Here is an 18,058-nt window from a genome sequence, read left to right as displayed (position 1 = left end):
ATCTTCAAAAAGCTTGAGCAAACCATATAAATGGAGAAACATCTCTATGCAATTCAGGTTTTAGGCTCAGGTGCTATAACAACCCCATTACAGGAGATAGTATAAAGCTCCTGGTACTGAGTTGACGTAAATTTGCTGTGGGTAAACGCAACCTTTAAACCGATTTATTTAAAAAATAAAAATACTTTTAATGAAATTCATCTTTTAAACTTTTCGATTTGCTGCTGAAAGTAGTCTCGCCAACCTGTAGGTAAAGCCTCAACTTGTACGGCGCGGTGTAACAATTCTAAGTCGTGTGTTTCCCGTGCATAAAGTCGGGTAATATCAGCAACAGTGACATTATTTGAGTCTCGACTGATTAACGACAAAGTATCACCATTTCCTACTTTACCCTCTTGCAGCACCGAAAAGTAGAACCCAGTTAGGCGGCTATCTAAAAACTGTTTAACTATATCAGCCCTTCCAAACTTAATTAAGAGTTTATAACAAGGCATTCGAGGTTGAGTCACCATTACCTCTGCGCTACCGATTTGGAAGCGATCGCCAATATTAACCTCATCTTCTAACAGCCCAACTGTGGTAAGGTTTTCACCAAACATTCCCCAGGGCAAATCCATGTCAGGTAACTTGCGCCGCCAATAGTCGTAATGCTCGAATGGATAAGCATAAACTGCCTTGTCTTTCCCCCCGTGGACACTCAAATCAGCTTGTCTATCTCCATCTAAGTTGAGCGATCTCATCATCACTCGTCCCTCAACTGGTTCTTTAAAAATCCCAGTTGTAACTGTTTTGCCCTTCCAAAGTACTTCACGGGGAAGTCCTACATTGACTGAGATAACTTGCACAATTTCATATCTCCTCTAATCAAATTTTGTACCGATATTAAGCCTGATAGATAATATGCTTGATATTACTTGATTATTAGAGGAATTTATTAAATATCCAACACCAATTTTGCCGTTCCAGGTTGAGAAATACAAATCAACACTGAACCCTGATCAGTTGTTGCAGTTGGTTCTTCTTGGTAAGCAACTGCACCTTCGCTGATTTTACACATACAAGTACCGCAAACACCTACACGACAACTAAAAGGTGGATTAATATCATTGGCTTCGGCAAATTCTAGGATAGTGCCATCACTAGGTTGCCATGTCAAAGTTTTGCCAGATTTAGCAAAGACAATTTCTGCAAATCTCTCATCTCCAGTTGCCGTTTGAGTTTGTTTCTCAGACACACTTTTCATCGGTTTACCGAAAGATTCAAAGAATACTCTACTGTCAGGTACTCCCGATTCCTTCAACCCTTGCATTATGGACTGCATAAAAGATGGAGAACCACACAAAAAATACTCAGCTTCTTGTCGTACTAACTCTTGAATCAGAGCAGCATCAACATAACCAAGACTGTGATATTCACCTGCATCTTCAGGTGTGGGACGACTATAGCGAAAATGCACATTCAGATTAGGATTTTGCCCTGCAATTTCCCTAACTTCATCCCGAAAAGCATGAAAATTTCCGTCTCTAGCACCATGTACGAACCAAATAGGACGAGTAGGATTGAGGAGAGTACAAGCTTTCGCCATACTAATCATCGGCGTAATTCCCACACCATTGCTAATCAAGACTGCGGGGATAGGTTTCTGGACATCTAAAACAAATTTGCCGTTTGGTGGTTTTGCTAGAATTACTGAACCTTCTTGAATGCGATCGTGCATAAAATTAGATGCTATACCGGGCATAACATCTAATCCATTCGGTGCAGGTTCCCGCTTAATTGAGAGGCGATAGTATTCACAGTTTTCAGGATAATCTGAAAGCGAGTAAGTACGAATTACAGGCTTATCGTGTCCAGGAATATCAAGTTTGATAGTTAAAAATTGACCTGGTTTAAAGTTGGGGATTTCCCCTTTATCTTCAGGTTGTAAATAGAAAGAAGTAATTTCTTCGCTCTCTTTCACCTTACGAACAACAACAAAATTTCGCCAATCTTGCCAAACATGACTATCTGATGCTTTGAGGTCTGGAGTAGATTTATTTCCAATTGCTTTGCTTGTATAAACTAAGCCAAATACTGCACCACTAGCTGTTCCAAATAGTGAGGAATAGACACCAAGTTGATAGGCAGATTTAGCTTTGGCATTGGTTACTCCAATTACAACAGCAGCAGATAAGGTGATTACTGAACCAACTGTAGCTGCTGCGGCTATACTTCTGACTATTGGATTCTTAATTCTTCCCAGACTTTCTAGCATTGTTGTCTCCTGTCTAATACTTTTAGTGACTATATCTGCGAAAATTCAGCAGGTGGAGGAATAATTTCAAGACCATACCATACCTCGGAGCCGCAGCCAAAACTTTTTCGATGTCTGCGGGAGTGACAGTAGGTGATGAAATCCTCTCTGAAACTGGCACACCCACTTCTATGAAAAACTTTTTAAACGCAGAGGAACACAGAGGTAAACGCAAAGGTACGCAGAGTTTTGCCAAAGTTAATTCGCTATGAATTAAGTAACTGGGGTAGCTTTCACTTTTTCTCCAGGCTGACTTCTTGTCGCCCATATTTTAGGACAGTTGACATCCAAACTAATTCGTCCATAAACCTTTCCATACGACGAATGTAGGTTGGTTTGTCAATCAAATTACCCGACTCATCAAATAGTTTTTGAACGTTGCTAAAGTTGAGGTCGTAGAAAATAGTCATTAGCCCCAACTCCCGCATCACAGGTAAAAGGTTTTGGATTACCCTTGTGCCACCAAAGGGACCTGCGGAAACGCCGCACAGTCCAACGGCTTTATGAATGTATTCTTTAAGGCAGGTGTCAAGTATGTGTTTGAGTAAACCTGGATAACCGTGGTTATACTCTGGTACAACGATAATTAATCCATCTGCCTGTTCCATTTTTGCAGAAAATTGAGGGTCTTTGAGTGGTTCACCTGCATCATCATTAGCGATCGCTATATTTCTAATATCGATCAGTTCAGTTTCTAAGCGATCGCGTAGTGCAACCTGCTCAACGATAAATTTAGCAACGTGTTCACTCTGGCGACCTTGACGAGAAGTACCAAGGATAACTGGAATAAATAAGGATGAATCTGACATAGTTTTTCTCCCTACTGTTCTTGATCTACTTTACCTTCTAGTTTCATAAACTTTCTCCTGGTAATTTATTGTTGAATTGTTGGTTAATATTTACTGACTCAAACTAGCAGCGCCAAAAGTAGCATTAAACTTGCGACACCAGATAGCGATGGATTTGTAGTCTGCTAAATGAATATTGTTAGGAATGGCATAAGTTTGAGCGCCACTATATTTTTGTAACGGAGCTAGGATAAAATAATCTCCGTTTTGTAAGGGATATGATGGTGGCTTAGTTGAATTAATCACGTTATCTGAACGATGCAAAATTACTACTAAATCTGGCCCTGATTCAGAAGTCTTAAATGACTCATCAAGCTCTAAAAATGATTTGCCATCTTTAGTGGTGATACTAACTTTCCCTTGAGTTGTATGTTCTCCAGAAACAAACGTGCCTGACTTCATAGCAGTTGAATCTGGAGATTGCGCTGACTTGGTTAATGGTTTCGCCTGAGTTGAAGACACGGGAACAGAGGCATTCACAGCTATAGGACTTTCATTAGCCTGGTTATTTGATACTTCGGGGACGCAGCCAACCATGACAAGAGAAGAAAAGCCCAGTATTAATAAATGTCTTAATTTCATGATTTTAATTCCTCAGTGCATCAATCAGTGATATAGCTCTTGGCATGACCTTTAAACTGATTATTGCTTAAATAGTTTATCTAAGAATTATGAATAGATAAGGATTGATATCTAAAAAACTGATATTTCCCTTAGAAACTTCTTACAGATTTCTCAGCCAAATTTAAATTTTTAGGTTACGGGTGATTAAATGTAAAAAAAGATACGGTAAATTTTCAATAACCACCCTGATGTTTGCTTGCTATTTGTTGTATAAATTTACATTTATTATTGTTCGCCGAACGTGCTGCTACTGCCATCGATCATTACCATCTTTACCAGCAGCAGTGCCAATTTAATCATATCCTGGAGACTGAGGTAGAAAAACGCACCGCAGAACTACAAGCAGCCCAAGCCAAGCTTTTAGAACAGGAACGACTGGCAGCTATTGGTGAATTTGCGGCGATGATTGTGCATGAAATTCGCAATCCACTAACAACGATGATTATGGGATTGAAGTATTTTAAGAAAACTGTTCTGACTGAAGCGGCTCTTGAGCGATTATCGTTGGCACTTAGTGAGGCTAGTCGGCTAGAAAATCTGCTGAGTGAAATTTTGCTTTATGCCAAACCCCAGGTGTTGCAACTGTGTGAATTGGATGTGAATGAATTTATTTGTGAATTACTGATGCCAATGTGCGAGATGCCAGAAGCGCTCTCACGGCAAATCGAATTTATTCCAGCGTTACCTACAGTCAAAATCTTAGGAGATAAAGATAAGCTAAAACAAGTGTTTATTAATATTGTTCGCAATGCTTGTGAGGCAGTCTCAGCAGGAGATGTGATTAAATGGGAAGTGGATAGTTCGTCTCCTGATAAAATCTGCATTAATGTCTGCAATGGTGGTGAGCCAATTCCTTCAGAGGTTTTGTCAAAGCTAACGCAGCCGTTCTTTTCCACAAAACCAAGCGGTACTGGGTTGGGGCTTGCCATTAGCAAACGTATCATTAATGCTCATGGTGGAGAATTATCCATTGAGTCTGACACCGTGACAGGTACTAAAGTGAGCGTTCAATTACCTGTGGTTGTTCTTGGGAGCCTTTAAACGGATAGCATTTTTGACGGCTGGAGCAAATGAAGACAGAATTTAAAGAGTTTACAATCTTGTTAAGTTGCGATCGCTTACTATGAGACATACGCTTATTCCTTCCCATCTGCTCTGTCATAGTTTGTTTGCAAAAAAGGTGACAGTTCTTTATTTAACTTACCTGCGCGGACAAACTCAGCATAAGTATCAGCTTCAATTGCCAGCAGTTCCCCTCGCAGTTCTTCGGTTGAAAATTCTTGCAAATTTGGGTATTCATCAAGTAACTTATCAATTTCTTCTTGCAAACAGGTAATTTCACTTGAAAGTAGCGTCTTCTGGTAGTCATAAAACTCTGGCTGAATGCCGGGACGCTTTTGTGCTGTTTCTAAATATTCCAGCACCCTTTGGAGAGCAACTTGACGGGCAATTGCTTCAGTGTATTTTTGACGTAGCGGTTGCGAACCTAAAAGTTGGAGTTTCTCTAACAATGGTTGGATGGTTAAGCCTTGTACTAACAGTGTAAATAAAACTACTCCAAATACAGTGGCAATAATTTCTTCCCTTTGGGGGAGTATGGCTGGTACACTCAAGGCCAGGGCGATGGAGACAGAGCCGCGTAGCCCACCCCACGTCAATACAGTTTGTTCAGATAAAGGAATTTCGGATTTAGCTAACCAGTTGCTAAGACTACTTAAAGCATAAATAGATACTGCCCGTCCCACAATCATAGCTGCGATCGTCACTGCAATAGTTTTTAGGTTATCTCCTAAGACAGCAAAGCGAATTTGATCGCCAATTAAGAGAAAAACAATCGAATTCACAAAAAAAGCTAGAAATTCCCAAAATTCAGTAACAATAATCCGTGTGCGCGGATTCATGCCGATGCGTGAGCCAAAGTTGCCTAAAATTAAAGCTGTGGTGACTACTCCAATCACTCCAGAACCACCCAAATATTCTGTTATTAGGTAAGTGCTGTAGGCAGAAACCAGGGTAAGAGATTGTTCTACTAATGGTAAGTCGAAACGTTGAGTTAGGTAGGAAATACCAAACCCAATTAGTCCTCCAACGCTGATACCAATGCCTACTACTTGAAAAAATTCGAATATTGCAGACTGTAAATCAAGTTTGGCATTACCTAACGGCAGGGCAACTAATAAGCCAAAGGCCACAACGGCCATACCATCATTAAATAAACTTTCTCCTTCCATCAGCGTTCTTAAACGTTTGCTTGCTCCTAGTTCCCGAAATAGAGCCGTTACCGAAACTGGATCGGTTGCTGATAGACTAGCTCCAACTAATAGAGCAATGCTAAGTTCAAGTCCAGCGAATTGATGAAGACCAATTGCTACTCCGGCAATAGAAATTATCACCCCAACTACTGCATACAGACAAATAGGGAACAAATCCCGCTTTAAGTCTGACCATTTCAAATTCCAAGCAGCTTCAAACAGCAGTGGCGGTAAGAAAATCATCAGAATCAATTCAGGAGATAGATTAACCAATCGCACATTCACGAATGCTAACCCTAATCCCACTATGACCAGTAATAGTGTATAAGGAATGCGGCGCAACCAACTAAAAATTTGTGGTAGTGTAGCAACACCCAATGAGACAGATAGTACTAGTAAAAATTGCTTGAGTTGTTCTGCAATTACGACTTCACCCGTGGTAGAATCTAATGCCATAAGGGGATTGCAGTTAAATAGAATATTTAGCATCAAGTAAATATAGAAAGATTATCAAACTCCCAACATTTTACCCCGATGGATGCTGTACTTATAGCAATCTTATCTTGCACCTGAATATACTTCTTTGGTCTGAGAATCTAGAGACTGTCACCTTTTCTTTTTTTTCAGCAAGCCCTAATTATTCCCATTCCAGGCGATCGCTTGGCTAACTCATAGTTTTTATATCAAGCAGTAGCAATTGCAGTGTTTGACATTTTTGTTGTCCAAAAAGCATTACTACAGTTCAAGATTGAAGTTGCTGCATCAGACCTGCCGCGTCGGAAACAGACCAATGCTCGGCGATCTTGCCATCTTGAACACGATCAATTCGGATCACTGATGTTGAGATGGTTTTGCCTGTTGGTGGAATGCCGTAGAATGCGCCACTGTGTCTGCCTTTGCTTACGATATATGTAACAACCCGATTTCCTTCCGCAACCTGCTGCATGATTTCAATCTCGATGTCGGGGAAAGCAGAGAAAAAATCATCAAAGAACGAATCGTGATAGACCCTAAGCGCGTCAAGTCCTCGATTTTCTGACCCTGGCATTGCGTGATTGATACAATCTTCTGTCCAAAAGTCTTTCAAAGCAGCAAGGTTTCGACCTTTCCAAACTACTTGAATAAAGTTCTGGATAATCTGCTTGTTTTTATTGATGTCGCTCATCAGCTTTTCTCCATGAGTAATTTTCAATTGGTTTTAATGGATAATTTATACCCAGCGACGCACTCGTGCCTTGTAGCGTAAGTATTCATCGCCAAATTTACGCTCCAAGTAACTTTCTTCGCGCTGAACAACCCCGATTTGCACAATCACTAAAAGGGGCAATAATAGTAGCAATGCCCAGAGCGCGCTGAATAGCAACGCGATGCCGATGTAAAGCAGCGTTAGAGACAAATAAATTGGGTTGCGGCTTAACCTAAAAACTCCGTCCGAAACGATCGCTGTTGTCGGACGTGAAGGGTTAACCTCTGTCTGTGCGCGATTCATCGTCCGAAAAGCTGAAGTTACTATCAAACCCGCGCAAATAATCGCTAATACTCCCAAAACTAGTGCTACCGATCGCGATAAAAAGTCGATTGGAAACACGAAACTAAGTACTAATCCGATTAATAATGTTCCAGCATAGAGTGCTGGCGGAAAAGCAATTACTCCAGGATTATCCGACATGCCCTGTTCCATGATGAGCTACCTTTTGTAATGATTTTGCTAATAATGCTGTGAGAGGAAAGATGATTTCTTTGAATGCTTATCATCAACTGCCAACATAGAGAAATTAAATGCATATACACTTTTTGGAGCAAAATTTTAGACTTAACGCAAGAGTGCTGTTGCTTCCACTAAATGCGCCAACAAAGTGTTCCATCGTTGCTGTCCAAGTGCTGTCTCAACCATGCTTTGAGCCTGTTTCCACAATGGTAAAGCTTTCGCTAAGACAGCTTCTCCAGCTTGGGTCAAGGCAATGATACGAGTTCGCTGGTCTTGCCCAGGTTCGGATTTTAACCATCCTTCGCGTTCAAGGGGCTTGAGATTCCTGGTTAAGGTCGTGCGATCCATCACTAGCGTCTTTGCTAACTCGTTGACCGTGGCTGATTTTGCGATCGCTACAGCAGCCAGAATGGTGAACTGAGTCACTAGCAATCCGCTCGGCTTGAGTACTTCATCAAAGTGTTGTGTCATAACACGAGAAGCCTTTCGGATATTGAAACAGGCGCACGCCCAAGCCACTTGATCTAGAAGATCGGTATTGATTGGGTTAGTGTGTTTATCCATAGATTAAGTGTATATGCACTTAATTTTGATGTCAAGTGGCTGCATGAAATTTTCTGCTCACTCTCAGGCTAAAAACATCCATGTTGGAACTCTGGTAAGGCAATACTACCTATGTCATTAATTTTCTCTTAGTCCGCACAGGCGGACGAGAGTTTGTGTAGCCACTGTTAGAAACGACGACGGCGCACGGGTGCTATATTACTGCGTAAAGCTTGCCACGTCAGCGCTCCTACTCTACCATCACCAACTATTCTGTGCGATCGCTGAAATGCTACTACTGCTCTAGTGGTTCTAGGGCCATAAATACCATCAATAGCTCCGTTATAAAATCCTAAATATTGCAGGACAGCTTGCACATCTCTCACAGGCTGTCCACGAGATGCAGGTGTAAGATAGGGAGCTTTCACAGGAGAGTATTTTGAGAGCCTACGTTGAATTGAGGTATTATTATTCGCCTGTGCTGTAACACGTGCAAAACTAAAGGGTAACATCTCCAAAAGCAATACAGAGATTAAGCCCAATGGTAAAATTATTAAGCGCATCAATCGAATTTTCATTACCTTACATGTTCTCCAAAATTTATTATCAACTAACTTAAAGGTTGAATTTTTTCCTCATATACAGTATTGTTTAAACCGCCACATTTATAAGCATTTTGAGAATGAATTGCACTTATTAAGGCAGTAATGCGTTCGTCGAAGACGTTGGCGAAGCTATCGCTGGTTGCAGGGTGAGTACTCAAAAATGTTGGCACTGAAGGCTGGTTGAGTAACTTTTGCATAAAAGCAATCATGGCAGATTGAGCATAACCAGCACATCCTAAAGTCTTCAGTCCTCTTCGATCGGCTTCAAATTTATCTTGGCGACTGTGGGGACGACGTAATGCCAAATTCACCCCAATCTGGACTGCTGTGGCAAAACCACGAGCGATCGCTGAGATAGATTAGTAATTCTATAGCCATAAGTTAGGAAAATCAAATCAATGCTGCACCTCTTACTCTTCTAGCCAATACAGTAGACCAAGAGAGGTAACTCCACCAAAAAAGTGAGCGCCAATCATGTTTACATTTGCTAGCATGACAAAAATATCTAGCGAACGAATTACATTTTCTGGTTGATAAATTGCGACACCTTGAGGTTGTGCTACTGCTTTTCCCAATATAACCGTAACCGTCACTTCCGAAGCAATAAAAGCTATTAATAAGCCTACTAAACTCACAAGCAATCCAATCTGTAAATTTTGAATTACCTCTTCTTTTTTGGGATGGTTTTCAGAATTTGGTGTTTGTAAAAGTTTAGCCATTTTCCGATAACCTAAAGCCCAATAGACTCGAAAGCACAGCAATAAAATACCAACAATAGCCAAAAATATCCCAAACCCTATACCTGCATTGTTTGTTTGAGTGGTAATGCTACGACTAAAGCAAGACAAGAATACAGCGATGCCAGAAACACCACCAAGTACTAACTGTACCCAAAAACTAATTCGACTTACTAAACGAAAGATTGCAGCAAATTCTTGTTTTTTTGGTGGATGTGAAAATTGTTCTATATCTAACATATATGCCTCCTAAGTAGATGATTTAAGGGAATGTAGAAAATTTAAGTTCATTTGTGAGTTTTAAAATTATTTTTTAATCGAACCACAGAGAACACAGAGAGAAGAATCAAGAGAAATTTTTAGAAATAACTTAGGACTGATATATACCTTTTTCATAGTTTTTATACTAAAGTTAACATTGCTGATTAATCCCAATTTTTAATAGCACCGTTACAGTCTAAAGATTTAATAACAGCATAATACCGTTCTTGTACATCTTTACGGTCTTGTTCTTGTGATAGCCCCTCATTACTGTCCTGCAAAATCATGTCAGCATGAGATCGTAAGGCTTTACAGTATTGACTATTGTTTGTGTAATTGGCAATGGTAGCTATAGTTTCTAATAACCGAATAGTTACTCCTGCATCTGACTTTCCATATTGCCGAATTTGATTAAAAGCACGGTCAAGCAATCTTTGAAAATCTGCTCCTTCGGCAATTATGCGTAATTTTTTATTGCGATCGCAACGGTAGGGCGAAGGGAAATCCCTTTGAACTAAGTGACACAAGCCGGCGCTAATTCGATCAATACAGCGAATTGCAGTAAATGGATCGTTGATTCCGGGGGAAATGGCACGCAGAGCAATTTCTACTAATTGATCGATGGGAAACTCTACATCTTGTTGTTCTGTACGTTCTATGCCCAGAATAAAAGCATCATTAATTTTATTGACTAGTTTTGTATTTAACACTTCTCCAGGAAAAACTATAACTAAATCACTACCTTTGACTATAAATTTTCCCGGTCGAGTCTGAAGCCGTATTAGTAGATTGTATTTACAAGCAATATTTATGAGTTCTTGGTCATCAATTGCTTGCAAATAACCTGTGGCGATCGCTCGAATGGGACAAGCTTCTTCTTCAAAGTTAACTGGGATGGACGGTGTTACTTGTTTCTGTAGTTTACTATATCCAATTTTTTCGGGAAACAGGCGATCGATAGTTTTGTGTAAATCACTACTAACATTTCCAATTACGTGCGATGCCTGAATGATGGTTGAAGCATGATGAATAAAATAAATCAACACACCAATACTAATAATGGCAAGTAAAGTACCAATTGTCACCGCAAGTTGTGGCACAAACTGTTCGTAGCCATTACCTTCTCCATGAATCGTCCGAAGTACTAGTAAGCAGTAGATAAACGTACCAATAAATGTACCAAGTACAACTTGATTACCAGTATCCTGCATAAAATTACGTAAAAGGCGCGGCCCAAAATTGGAAGCAGCCAACTGAAGCGCCACGATTGTAATTGAAAAAGCTGTAGCAGCAACGCTAATCATTGAACCTGCAACCGATCCGAGAAGCGATCGCGCTCCATCTGCGCCACCAGTGTACATCCACCAATAATCAATCCCCGCCTTACCTGTGCGGTCAAGAGTAAGCATTATAAAAGCTAAAGCAGTAGCTACAACTGGCATCACTGCTGGGATGAACCAGTAGCTTGAGTGCAACTGATCCCAAAGTTTGCTTAATTTAACGTTTCTCATTGTTCGTTGATTTGAGCATCTACCTTACCGTTGTCATCTCGTGAGGAGCGCTCTTGAGCAAGTAACCTGAGTGAATCACCCATGCGGTGGGGTTTTGGTACTTTGCCTTTACCAGATGGCCAACCTTCACGCTGACGGGAGCGATCGCCATCTATCTCTTCTGTCTGGTCATGGAATAAAATTTGCTGTGTGGGAAAGGGTAAATCGATGCCGTTTTCAACTAAGGTTTTCTTAATTGTAGAAAGCACCTTGTCCCGTGAGGCGAGGTCATCTGCACGTCGTGGCGGGTTGATCCACCAACGAATGCGGATATTAACGGTACTTTCGGCAAGTTCCATGAGCAGCACATCAGGTGCAGGATCTTTCAGTATTTCCGGCACACTATGCAATGCTTCAAGCATTAACTCCTTGGCTCGGTCTATATCATCGCCGTAACCAATACCGACATCATACTGTAGTCGGCGACTGTCAAAGGCAGTGTTTACAGTTACCGAATTAGTGAACAATTCTGAGTTAGGAATGACAATACGGCGACCATCGTAAGTTCTAATTGTTGTCGCTCGTGTCTCAATATTTTCTACAGTTCCTTCAAAGTCTTTAAAAACTATTTGGTCATTGATTTGGAACGGCTCTGTCAAGAGGATCAGAATCCCAGCCAAGAAGTTTTGTAGGATGTCACGAAAGGCAAAGCCGATCGCTACGCCGCTAATCCCCAGTAGTTGTATCAAATCTCCGGCTCGGAATGTCGGTATTACAATCGACAAAGCCACAAATAGCCCGATTAACATTATTGTACCTTGCGCCAAGCGTCCCAGTACTAGTCCTAGATTCCGAGCTTGGTGGCGATCGCGAGTTAATCGTTTAACTACTCTCTTAATTGCTCTAGCCACCGCGAAGAAGATTGCAAAGACAATCAATGCCAGCACGATATTCGGCAGTAGGACAATGAATCCGTTAATCATTCCCTGGATTCTGTCCCAGAGTGCGGATATATCTGCATTCATGATCTTACTTGCTTAACTAGTCAACCTTAATAAGAATATAAAAATATCCTGATATCTAACTCCACCTTTAGTTAGTTTTTCCTATCTATAAATAGGATGAAAAAACGGTCAATAATCTTCTTTTTTTACATTTTGAATGTTTACTATTTTTTTGGCAGGTCTGATCTCAAATTGCTGTATCATTGTATCCCTTAGCAGATTCTTCAGATAGTCGCTGCAAAGCCTTTTCTATTTGCGGAGAAAGCCCCAAAGTCCCAGAACGCAAATGCAAGTCATGCTGAGGAAAGGGGATTTCTATGTGCCGCTTGCATAAAACTTCGTAGATGGAAAAGTATAAATCACTCTTAATTAAAAACTGTTTGTGGGGTTCTGCTGTCCACACCAGCAACTCAAAATTGAGAGCGCTATCGCCGAAACCTTTAAACAGTACTTGGGGTGGAGGTGTATCTAAAACATTGGGTTGGTCTTTGGCTGCATCCAGCAACGCTTCTTTGACTAAATCAGGTTCCGCACTATAAGCCACGCCAACGGGTAAATGCAAGCGAGAAACAGGATTACGGTGGCTCCAATTGATCACTTCGGTTTCCAAAAGGCGCGAATTCGGTACAATAATCGAAACATGGTCGAGAGTTCTGATTTCCGTACTGCGGGCATTAATACGCTCGACAGTGCCATGCAAATCTGCCACCTCAATAAAATCACCTACCTGAATCGGACGTTCCAAAACTAAAATCAAACCACTACCGAAATTTTTTGCAATATCCTGGAAGCCAAAGCCAATCCCAATACCCAAGGCGCTAGCCAAAATTGTTACAGAACTGAGGTCAAGTCCCCAAATTTGCAGCAAGACTATGCTACCAACTATAATCACGCTGTATTTCGTTAAAATGGCGATCGCCTCTTGAGCGCCTCGGTTAATACCTGCAACACTTAAAACACGAGAGCGCAGGATATTAGTGATGGTTCCAGCAAAGATTATTAAGGCGAATAATAAACTCACCAGAATTAGTAGGTTGATTAAAGAGTAAGAATTGTTGCCTAAAGTAATAAATTGAGATGTGAAACTAGAAGTTAAAATATAGGTGACTTGATAGCTCCATTGACGAGTGTAGGGAAATAAATTAGTGATATAAATAAGAGTGCTTGCCCAGATACCAGCACGGGCAAAGAAAAGGATTAAATCAAATAGTAATGCTAATCCTTTGGGTAAATCATCATTTATAACTTGTGCATTTGCATCATTTAATTTTCTCTGTACAATTCCTGAAATCCGTTTTCTAAGCAATCCAAGAAACCAGGAGATAGCAAATGCTCCCAGCAAAATACTTGCAGACAATATGGAGGTGTTGCGAATATATTGCGAACTTCGCTCTGCTTGAGATTGTTGTAATACTTCCTGAATTTGTTTAGCCCAAAGTGAAGCCTGTTCATCAGGTTTGCTGCCTGATAAAGTATCATTTTTAGTGACAGTTAGCAAATAGCGATCGCCCAATAAAATCGTTGGTAATTGGTTACGTTCTTCAATTTTTACCTGAATTGCTTTGTCAGATTTTACCGCCTCCTTTAGTTGTAAATTGATTAAGCTAGCTCGTTCGTTGGCGCTAAATTCACCAGACTCACTGACTTGAAAAATCTGGTATCCATCCACAACTACAGCAGCTTTTGACCCAGTTTGTGCCATTCCTGGACTCAACCACAAACCAATCACTAGCAGAATTACCACTAAGTAGAAAAAGGAAAAACGTAGAGAACGACGCATCATTAATATACTCAAACCAATTTATATTTGACATCTAATTATACCAAGTTGTCAAAGTTAGTATTGTTTGGCATCTGGGCGATGCTAGAGTATTTCCCCAAGGATTTGGATATAGTGTTCATCCTGTGTCGTTTTTCAATCCTACATAGTTACTGGAGATTCCACATAAATATTAGGGTCTTGTGTCAATATACCAACTAAATCAAATCTGTCTTTAGCAAAGGTTAAAACTGCAATGAAAATATCTATCTTATTTGTGAGGAGAATCTGATTTTTCTCCTCTGACTTCTTTCACCTGACTAACTTCAAAAATCAGAGAAAAACGTTGCCCAGTTTCTTTTTCAAGAAACGCTTCTAAAAGACTTACTTGCTTTGATGTTACAGGTGCTTGTGCGCTAACGCTCAAGCGAACTTGAGGCGGATTACTCAGCCAATTAGTATCAGTTTTCAGTAGTTCCAAACGTTGAAAAGTTACAGTTCGGTTCAGCAGTGCCTTTCTCAAATGGGTTTCGAGTTCTGCTTGTCTAATTAATCGGGTAAAGCTCACAGTTAAAGGTATTAATAAAGCGCCTGTCAATCCCAATGCCCATATCAGTGCTTTTTGGGCGCGATCCACAGGAGAATAGCCGGTGAATAAAAATGTCAGCATACAAGCAAGGCTAATACCCAAAAGGTTCGTTAGGTAGAGCAAAGTCGCTCCTAAGCTGAGTGATAAGTTAAATTTTGCTAGACCTAAACCGATGACGCAAATTGGGGGCATGAGGGCAACAGCTATTGCCGTCCCTGCCACACTAGCAGAGATTTTTGAATTTACCTTAGCGTAGCCACTAATACCACCTGCTGCGACTGCAATACCCAAATCAAGCAGGTTAGGTTTGGAGCGAGATAGCACTTCACTGCCGAAACTAGGTAGATTAACGATCCAACCAATACTACAAGAAATTACAAGTGCTAATAATGTGCCTAAGAATACTGCTATTACACCTTTACGAAATAGGTTAATATTTCCAATTAATGCACCAAAGGCTAAACCTCGAATTGGCAACATTAGAGGTGCGATAATCATTGCGCCGATAATTACAGCAGTGCTATTGGCAAGTAGACCAAATGTAGCGATCTCCTTCGGAGGAGCTTCGCTAACGCACATGAACCAATAATCAAAACCAAATATGTTGCGTCGAGACTAGACTCTGACAATAACTCATGTACCAACTGTTTTAGTTGTGATGGTTCAACCCTTTTGCGCTTAAAACCCCTGAAGCGATCGCGAATATTATTTATCAAAACTCCTCCAAATCAAATGATTTTAGATTATGGATTTTAAACCTGACTTTTCACGGTATCTGGAAAACCTCTCTCTAAATCTCTCTCCTAAAAGGAGAGAGACTTTGAATTTTCCCCCAACCCTGGTAGGGAAGGGGGTTAGGGGGTTAAGTTTTTCATGGCTTTTCCACATAACGTGAAAAGTCAGATTTTAAACAAAAGCTTTAGCATAGAATATCGTTATCAAGATAAATAATCCACTAGATAGCAACATTTATTTCCAGAAATCACGATGAAATAGGAAGTCGAACTGTAAATGTACTACCTAGCCCAGGTTGACTTTGAACGTGAATATTACCTTTATGCGCTCTGGCGATCGCGATGGCGATCGCTAATCCCAAACCCGAACCGCCGGAGGTGCGAGAGCGATTGCGATCTACTCGGTAGAAGCGATCGAAAATTCGCTGTTGATGTTCAACAGCAATACCAATTCCTGTATCTTGAATTTTAATCATGGCGTAAAGCTCACTTTTTTCCAAAAAAACCGTGACTTTTCCACCGCTAAATGTAGCTTGAATTGCATTAGCAATTAAGTTGGAAATTAAGCGATAAAGCTGTTCTTCATTTCCCATCACATACAGTTTTTCTAGGATTTGTACCTGTTTAGAGAGATTGACTTTAGTTTCTACTGCCAAAAATGCTAATTCCTCAGTTAAATCGCTAATTAAATCATTTAAACAGCAAGACTGATATTCTCCTGTTAGTTGTTTTTGATCTATCCTCGTTAATAACAGCAAATCTCCGACTAATTGTGATAGTCGCCGATTTTGGCGTTTAAGTACATCTAAAATTCCACCATTGGATTTTGGTTCTTGCTGTAACTTAATAGCAGCTTCAATAGTAGAGTACATTGCTGCTAAAGGTGTGCGAAACTCATGGGCAGCATCAGCAGTAAATTGCTGCATTTGTTGGTAGGAAAGATATACAGGTTGCATTGCCCTTCCTGCCAACCACCAACTAGACAAACCAACGAAAATCATGGAAATTGGTAATCCCAACACCAAAGCTAATCTTAAATAAGCCAGATGTTGGTCTAAATCAGTGATACTACGCGCCACTTGTAGATAACCCGAAACCTGTTTTTGAGTATACAAAGGTAAAGTGATTTCGCGGTATCGAGCGCCAGAGGAATCTGTTAATATTTGCCAATACTGCAATTCTGAGGTAATCGGTAATTTGTCAAATTCCATACCTCCACTAGCAAAAAGTTTTCCTGAGCGATTCAATAAGCGTATATAGTAATTAACTGGATTCGCCGCCTCTGTGATTGATTTTTTAATAGCTGTTGTTTTAGGCAAACAATTTGTCTGAGCCACACATAATTCTAAAGAAAATTCTTTATTCAGGCGTTGTAATTGTCCGGGTTGTTGCCAAGCCGGTTCAATACTTTTATGGAGTGCCTTTGCGACTGATTGCAATCCCTGGTCTATGGTTTCATAGTAGGCATGGGCAACCACACTATAAACTCCCAAACTAGATAGCCCTAAAATACCGCCCATGACGAGGGTATACCAAGCTGCCAAGCGCAACCTAGTCTGGTGGAAAATGGGGTTGCGTTCCATATTTCTATAACCTTGCTGAAAGTGTCGCTGTCGAGTTAGCAGAAATCATCTGCCTATTTCCGCAGGCGGAATATTGAGACGATAGCCCACACCATAAACAGTTTCAATTAAAGATTCGTTCTCTTCTTCTCCTAATTTGCGTCTCAATAAGCGAATTTGTGCTGCTACGACATTGCTAACTGGTTCTGCACCAATTTCCCAAAGCTGATTAATAATTTGGTCGCGGCTGATAATTTGGTTAGGATGTCTCATGAAATATTCCAACAATTGAAATTCCTTGACAGTTAAAGAGAATACTTGATTTTCACCGTGACAATACTGACGAGTAAGTTGATGAGTGCTGTAATTGAGCGTCAGATAACCTACTTGTAAGCGTCGGGGTTGGACTTGAGGTGTCAGCGTTACTCCTACGTAAGAGGATCGCCGTTGTAATGCCCGCAATCTTGCCAGCAGTTCTGCCATATCAAAGGGTTTAACCAAATAATCATCTGCACCGCTATCTAGACCAATAATCTTTTCCTCCATTCGGTCTTTAGCCGTTAGCATCAATACAGGTAGAGTTAATTGGCGCGATCGCAACCATTTACACAACTCTATCCCCGATACTCCAGGCAGCATCCAATCAAAAATCGCAAGTGTGTACTCAGTCCAGCCAGTTTCTAAATATTGCCATGCCTGAGTACCATCTAGAAACCAGTCAACTATATACGCCTCATGGCTCAGGACTTGTTTGATTGCTGCACCTAAATCTGCTTCATCCTCAACTAATATCAGCCGCATAGTCAACCCAGTGCTAAAAGCCTTCTTTAATTACGCTTTCACGAAAAAGTGAAATAATTATGAAATTCTTATTCTACTAAAGAAATAAATATGGATCTTCAGTACTTGTTATCCTAAATTCCTTTGATAAAATCCTGAAACCCTTAATTATCAACAGAATTAACATTATTTACTAACATTTTATGGTTTTAGTAATGATTTTGGCTTTTAACCTTATTTTTAAGCCAAATTTTGATGTTTAACTAATA

General features: G+C 40.4%; 17 protein-coding genes and 1 pseudogene. 1 reads left to right on the top strand and 17 read right to left on the bottom strand.

The window, feature by feature from the left end; genetic code table 11:
• Window positions 1-197: 197 nt before the first annotated feature.
• The 4 genes from HWQ37_RS10460 to HWQ37_RS10445 form a co-directional block, all read right to left on the bottom strand.
• A complete protein-coding gene (locus HWQ37_RS10460; protein ID WP_292746629.1) occupies window positions 198-845 on the bottom strand; it encodes an MOSC domain-containing protein in 648 nt (215 codons plus the stop codon).
• 89 nt (window positions 846-934) lie between these two features.
• Window positions 935-2,254, bottom strand: a complete 1,320-nt coding sequence (locus HWQ37_RS10455; protein WP_292746626.1) for a 2Fe-2S iron-sulfur cluster-binding protein — start codon at window positions 2,252-2,254, stop codon at window positions 935-937.
• Window positions 2,255-2,526: 272 nt separating this feature from the next.
• Window positions 2,527-3,102 (bottom strand): NADPH-dependent FMN reductase, encoded by a 576-nt coding sequence (locus HWQ37_RS10450; protein WP_292746623.1) that lies wholly within the window; start codon window positions 3,100-3,102, stop codon window positions 2,527-2,529.
• A gap of 90 nt (window positions 3,103-3,192) precedes the next feature.
• Window positions 3,193-3,723 carry a DM13 domain-containing protein gene (locus HWQ37_RS10445; protein WP_292746621.1) on the bottom strand — a complete coding sequence of 177 codons (531 nt, stop codon included), beginning with the start codon at window positions 3,721-3,723 and terminating at the stop codon, window positions 3,193-3,195.
• A 270-nt stretch (window positions 3,724-3,993) separates the two neighbouring features.
• On the opposite strand from HWQ37_RS10445, the pseudogene HWQ37_RS10440 reads away from it, so the two are divergent.
• Window positions 3,994-4,806: pseudogene (locus HWQ37_RS10440) on the top strand (two-component system sensor histidine kinase NtrB); the annotation flags it as partial.
• 95 nt (window positions 4,807-4,901) lie between these two features.
• Here HWQ37_RS10440 and HWQ37_RS10435 read toward each other — a convergent pair.
• The 13 genes from HWQ37_RS10435 to rppA form a co-directional block, all read right to left on the bottom strand.
• The gene (locus HWQ37_RS10435) at window positions 4,902-6,473 is read right to left on the bottom strand and encodes a Na+/H+ antiporter (RefSeq protein ID WP_292746618.1); all 1,572 of its coding nucleotides are present in this window, start codon (window positions 6,471-6,473) and stop codon (window positions 4,902-4,904) included.
• A gap of 286 nt (window positions 6,474-6,759) precedes the next feature.
• On the bottom strand, window positions 6,760-7,182 hold the full coding sequence (locus HWQ37_RS10430; protein WP_292746615.1) for an ester cyclase: 423 nt from the start codon (window positions 7,180-7,182) through the stop codon (window positions 6,760-6,762).
• Window positions 7,183-7,227: 45 nt separating this feature from the next.
• Window positions 7,228-7,698, bottom strand: a complete 471-nt coding sequence (locus tag HWQ37_RS10425; RefSeq protein WP_292746612.1) for a methyltransferase family protein — start codon at window positions 7,696-7,698, stop codon at window positions 7,228-7,230.
• Window positions 7,699-7,830: 132 nt separating this feature from the next.
• Complete coding sequence (locus HWQ37_RS10420; RefSeq protein ID WP_292746609.1) at window positions 7,831-8,289, bottom strand: MarR family winged helix-turn-helix transcriptional regulator; 459 nt, start codon at window positions 8,287-8,289, stop codon at window positions 7,831-7,833.
• Between the two features lie 167 nt (window positions 8,290-8,456).
• Window positions 8,457-8,846, bottom strand: a complete 390-nt coding sequence (locus HWQ37_RS10415; RefSeq protein ID WP_190963730.1) for a peptidoglycan-binding domain-containing protein — start codon at window positions 8,844-8,846, stop codon at window positions 8,457-8,459.
• Window positions 8,847-8,878: 32 nt separating this feature from the next.
• Window positions 8,879-9,184, bottom strand: coding sequence for a M48 family metalloprotease (locus tag HWQ37_RS10410; protein ID WP_363318099.1), 306 nt, complete (start codon window positions 9,182-9,184; stop codon window positions 8,879-8,881).
• A 99-nt stretch (window positions 9,185-9,283) separates the two neighbouring features.
• On the bottom strand, window positions 9,284-9,850 hold the full coding sequence (locus HWQ37_RS10405) for a DUF3611 family protein (RefSeq protein WP_292746602.1): 567 nt from the start codon (window positions 9,848-9,850) through the stop codon (window positions 9,284-9,286).
• Window positions 9,851-10,035: 185 nt separating this feature from the next.
• A complete protein-coding gene (locus HWQ37_RS10400) occupies window positions 10,036-11,382 on the bottom strand; it encodes a DUF2254 domain-containing protein (RefSeq protein WP_292746599.1) in 1,347 nt (448 codons plus the stop codon).
• Complete coding sequence (locus tag HWQ37_RS10395) at window positions 11,379-12,386, bottom strand: mechanosensitive ion channel family protein (protein ID WP_292746596.1); 1,008 nt, start codon at window positions 12,384-12,386, stop codon at window positions 11,379-11,381. The genes HWQ37_RS10400 and HWQ37_RS10395 overlap by 4 nt, the downstream gene beginning before the upstream one ends.
• Window positions 12,387-12,552: 166 nt before the next feature.
• Window positions 12,553-14,148 carry a mechanosensitive ion channel family protein gene (locus tag HWQ37_RS10390; RefSeq protein WP_292746594.1) on the bottom strand — a complete coding sequence of 532 codons (1,596 nt, stop codon included), beginning with the start codon at window positions 14,146-14,148 and terminating at the stop codon, window positions 12,553-12,555.
• 247 nt (window positions 14,149-14,395) lie between these two features.
• Window positions 14,396-15,292, bottom strand: coding sequence for a DUF389 domain-containing protein (locus tag HWQ37_RS10385; protein WP_465249685.1), 897 nt, complete (start codon window positions 15,290-15,292; stop codon window positions 14,396-14,398).
• A 403-nt stretch (window positions 15,293-15,695) separates the two neighbouring features.
• Window positions 15,696-17,030: a two-component system sensor histidine kinase RppB gene (gene rppB / locus HWQ37_RS10380; protein WP_292746591.1), complete on the bottom strand. Its 1,335-nt coding sequence runs from the start codon at window positions 17,028-17,030 to the stop codon at window positions 15,696-15,698.
• Between the two features lie 45 nt (window positions 17,031-17,075).
• Entirely contained in the window at window positions 17,076-17,810 is a 735-nt protein-coding gene (gene rppA, locus HWQ37_RS10375; RefSeq protein ID WP_292746589.1) for a two-component system response regulator RppA, read from the bottom strand.
• Window positions 17,811-18,058: the final 248 nt, after the last annotated feature.

This window comes from Nostoc sp. NMS4 (assembly GCF_017115095.1).
Lineage (GTDB): Bacteria > Cyanobacteriota > Cyanobacteriia > Cyanobacteriales > Nostocaceae > Nostoc.
The sequence above is the reverse complement of the archived record's forward strand: the minus strand, read 5'-3'. Positions and strand labels throughout refer to the sequence as shown.

Coding starts and splice junctions, on each gene's coding strand:
- HWQ37_RS10455 (WP_292746626.1), bottom strand. CDS start 2,254: ATGCTAGAAAGTCTGGGAAGAATTAAGAATCCAATAGTCAGAAGTATA.
- HWQ37_RS10450 (WP_292746623.1), bottom strand. CDS start 3,102: ATGTCAGATTCATCCTTATTTATTCCAGTTATCCTTGGTACTTCTCGT.
- HWQ37_RS10445 (WP_292746621.1), bottom strand. CDS start 3,723: ATGAAATTAAGACATTTATTAATACTGGGCTTTTCTTCTCTTGTCATG.
- HWQ37_RS10435 (WP_292746618.1), bottom strand. CDS start 6,473: ATGGCATTAGATTCTACCACGGGTGAAGTCGTAATTGCAGAACAACTC.
- HWQ37_RS10430 (WP_292746615.1), bottom strand. CDS start 7,182: ATGAGCGACATCAATAAAAACAAGCAGATTATCCAGAACTTTATTCAA.
- HWQ37_RS10425 (WP_292746612.1), bottom strand. CDS start 7,698: ATGGAACAGGGCATGTCGGATAATCCTGGAGTAATTGCTTTTCCGCCA.
- HWQ37_RS10420 (WP_292746609.1), bottom strand. CDS start 8,289: ATGGATAAACACACTAACCCAATCAATACCGATCTTCTAGATCAAGTG.
- HWQ37_RS10415 (WP_190963730.1), bottom strand. CDS start 8,846: ATGAAAATTCGATTGATGCGCTTAATAATTTTACCATTGGGCTTAATC.
- HWQ37_RS10405 (WP_292746602.1), bottom strand. CDS start 9,850: ATGTTAGATATAGAACAATTTTCACATCCACCAAAAAAACAAGAATTT.
- HWQ37_RS10400 (WP_292746599.1), bottom strand. CDS start 11,382: ATGAGAAACGTTAAATTAAGCAAACTTTGGGATCAGTTGCACTCAAGC.
- HWQ37_RS10395 (WP_292746596.1), bottom strand. CDS start 12,386: ATGAATGCAGATATATCCGCACTCTGGGACAGAATCCAGGGAATGATT.
- HWQ37_RS10390 (WP_292746594.1), bottom strand. CDS start 14,148: ATGATGCGTCGTTCTCTACGTTTTTCCTTTTTCTACTTAGTGGTAATT.
- HWQ37_RS10385 (WP_465249685.1), bottom strand. CDS start 15,292: ATGTGCGTTAGCGAAGCTCCTCCGAAGGAGATCGCTACATTTGGTCTA.
- rppB (WP_292746591.1), bottom strand. CDS start 17,030: ATGGAACGCAACCCCATTTTCCACCAGACTAGGTTGCGCTTGGCAGCT.
- rppA (WP_292746589.1), bottom strand. CDS start 17,810: ATGCGGCTGATATTAGTTGAGGATGAAGCAGATTTAGGTGCAGCAATC.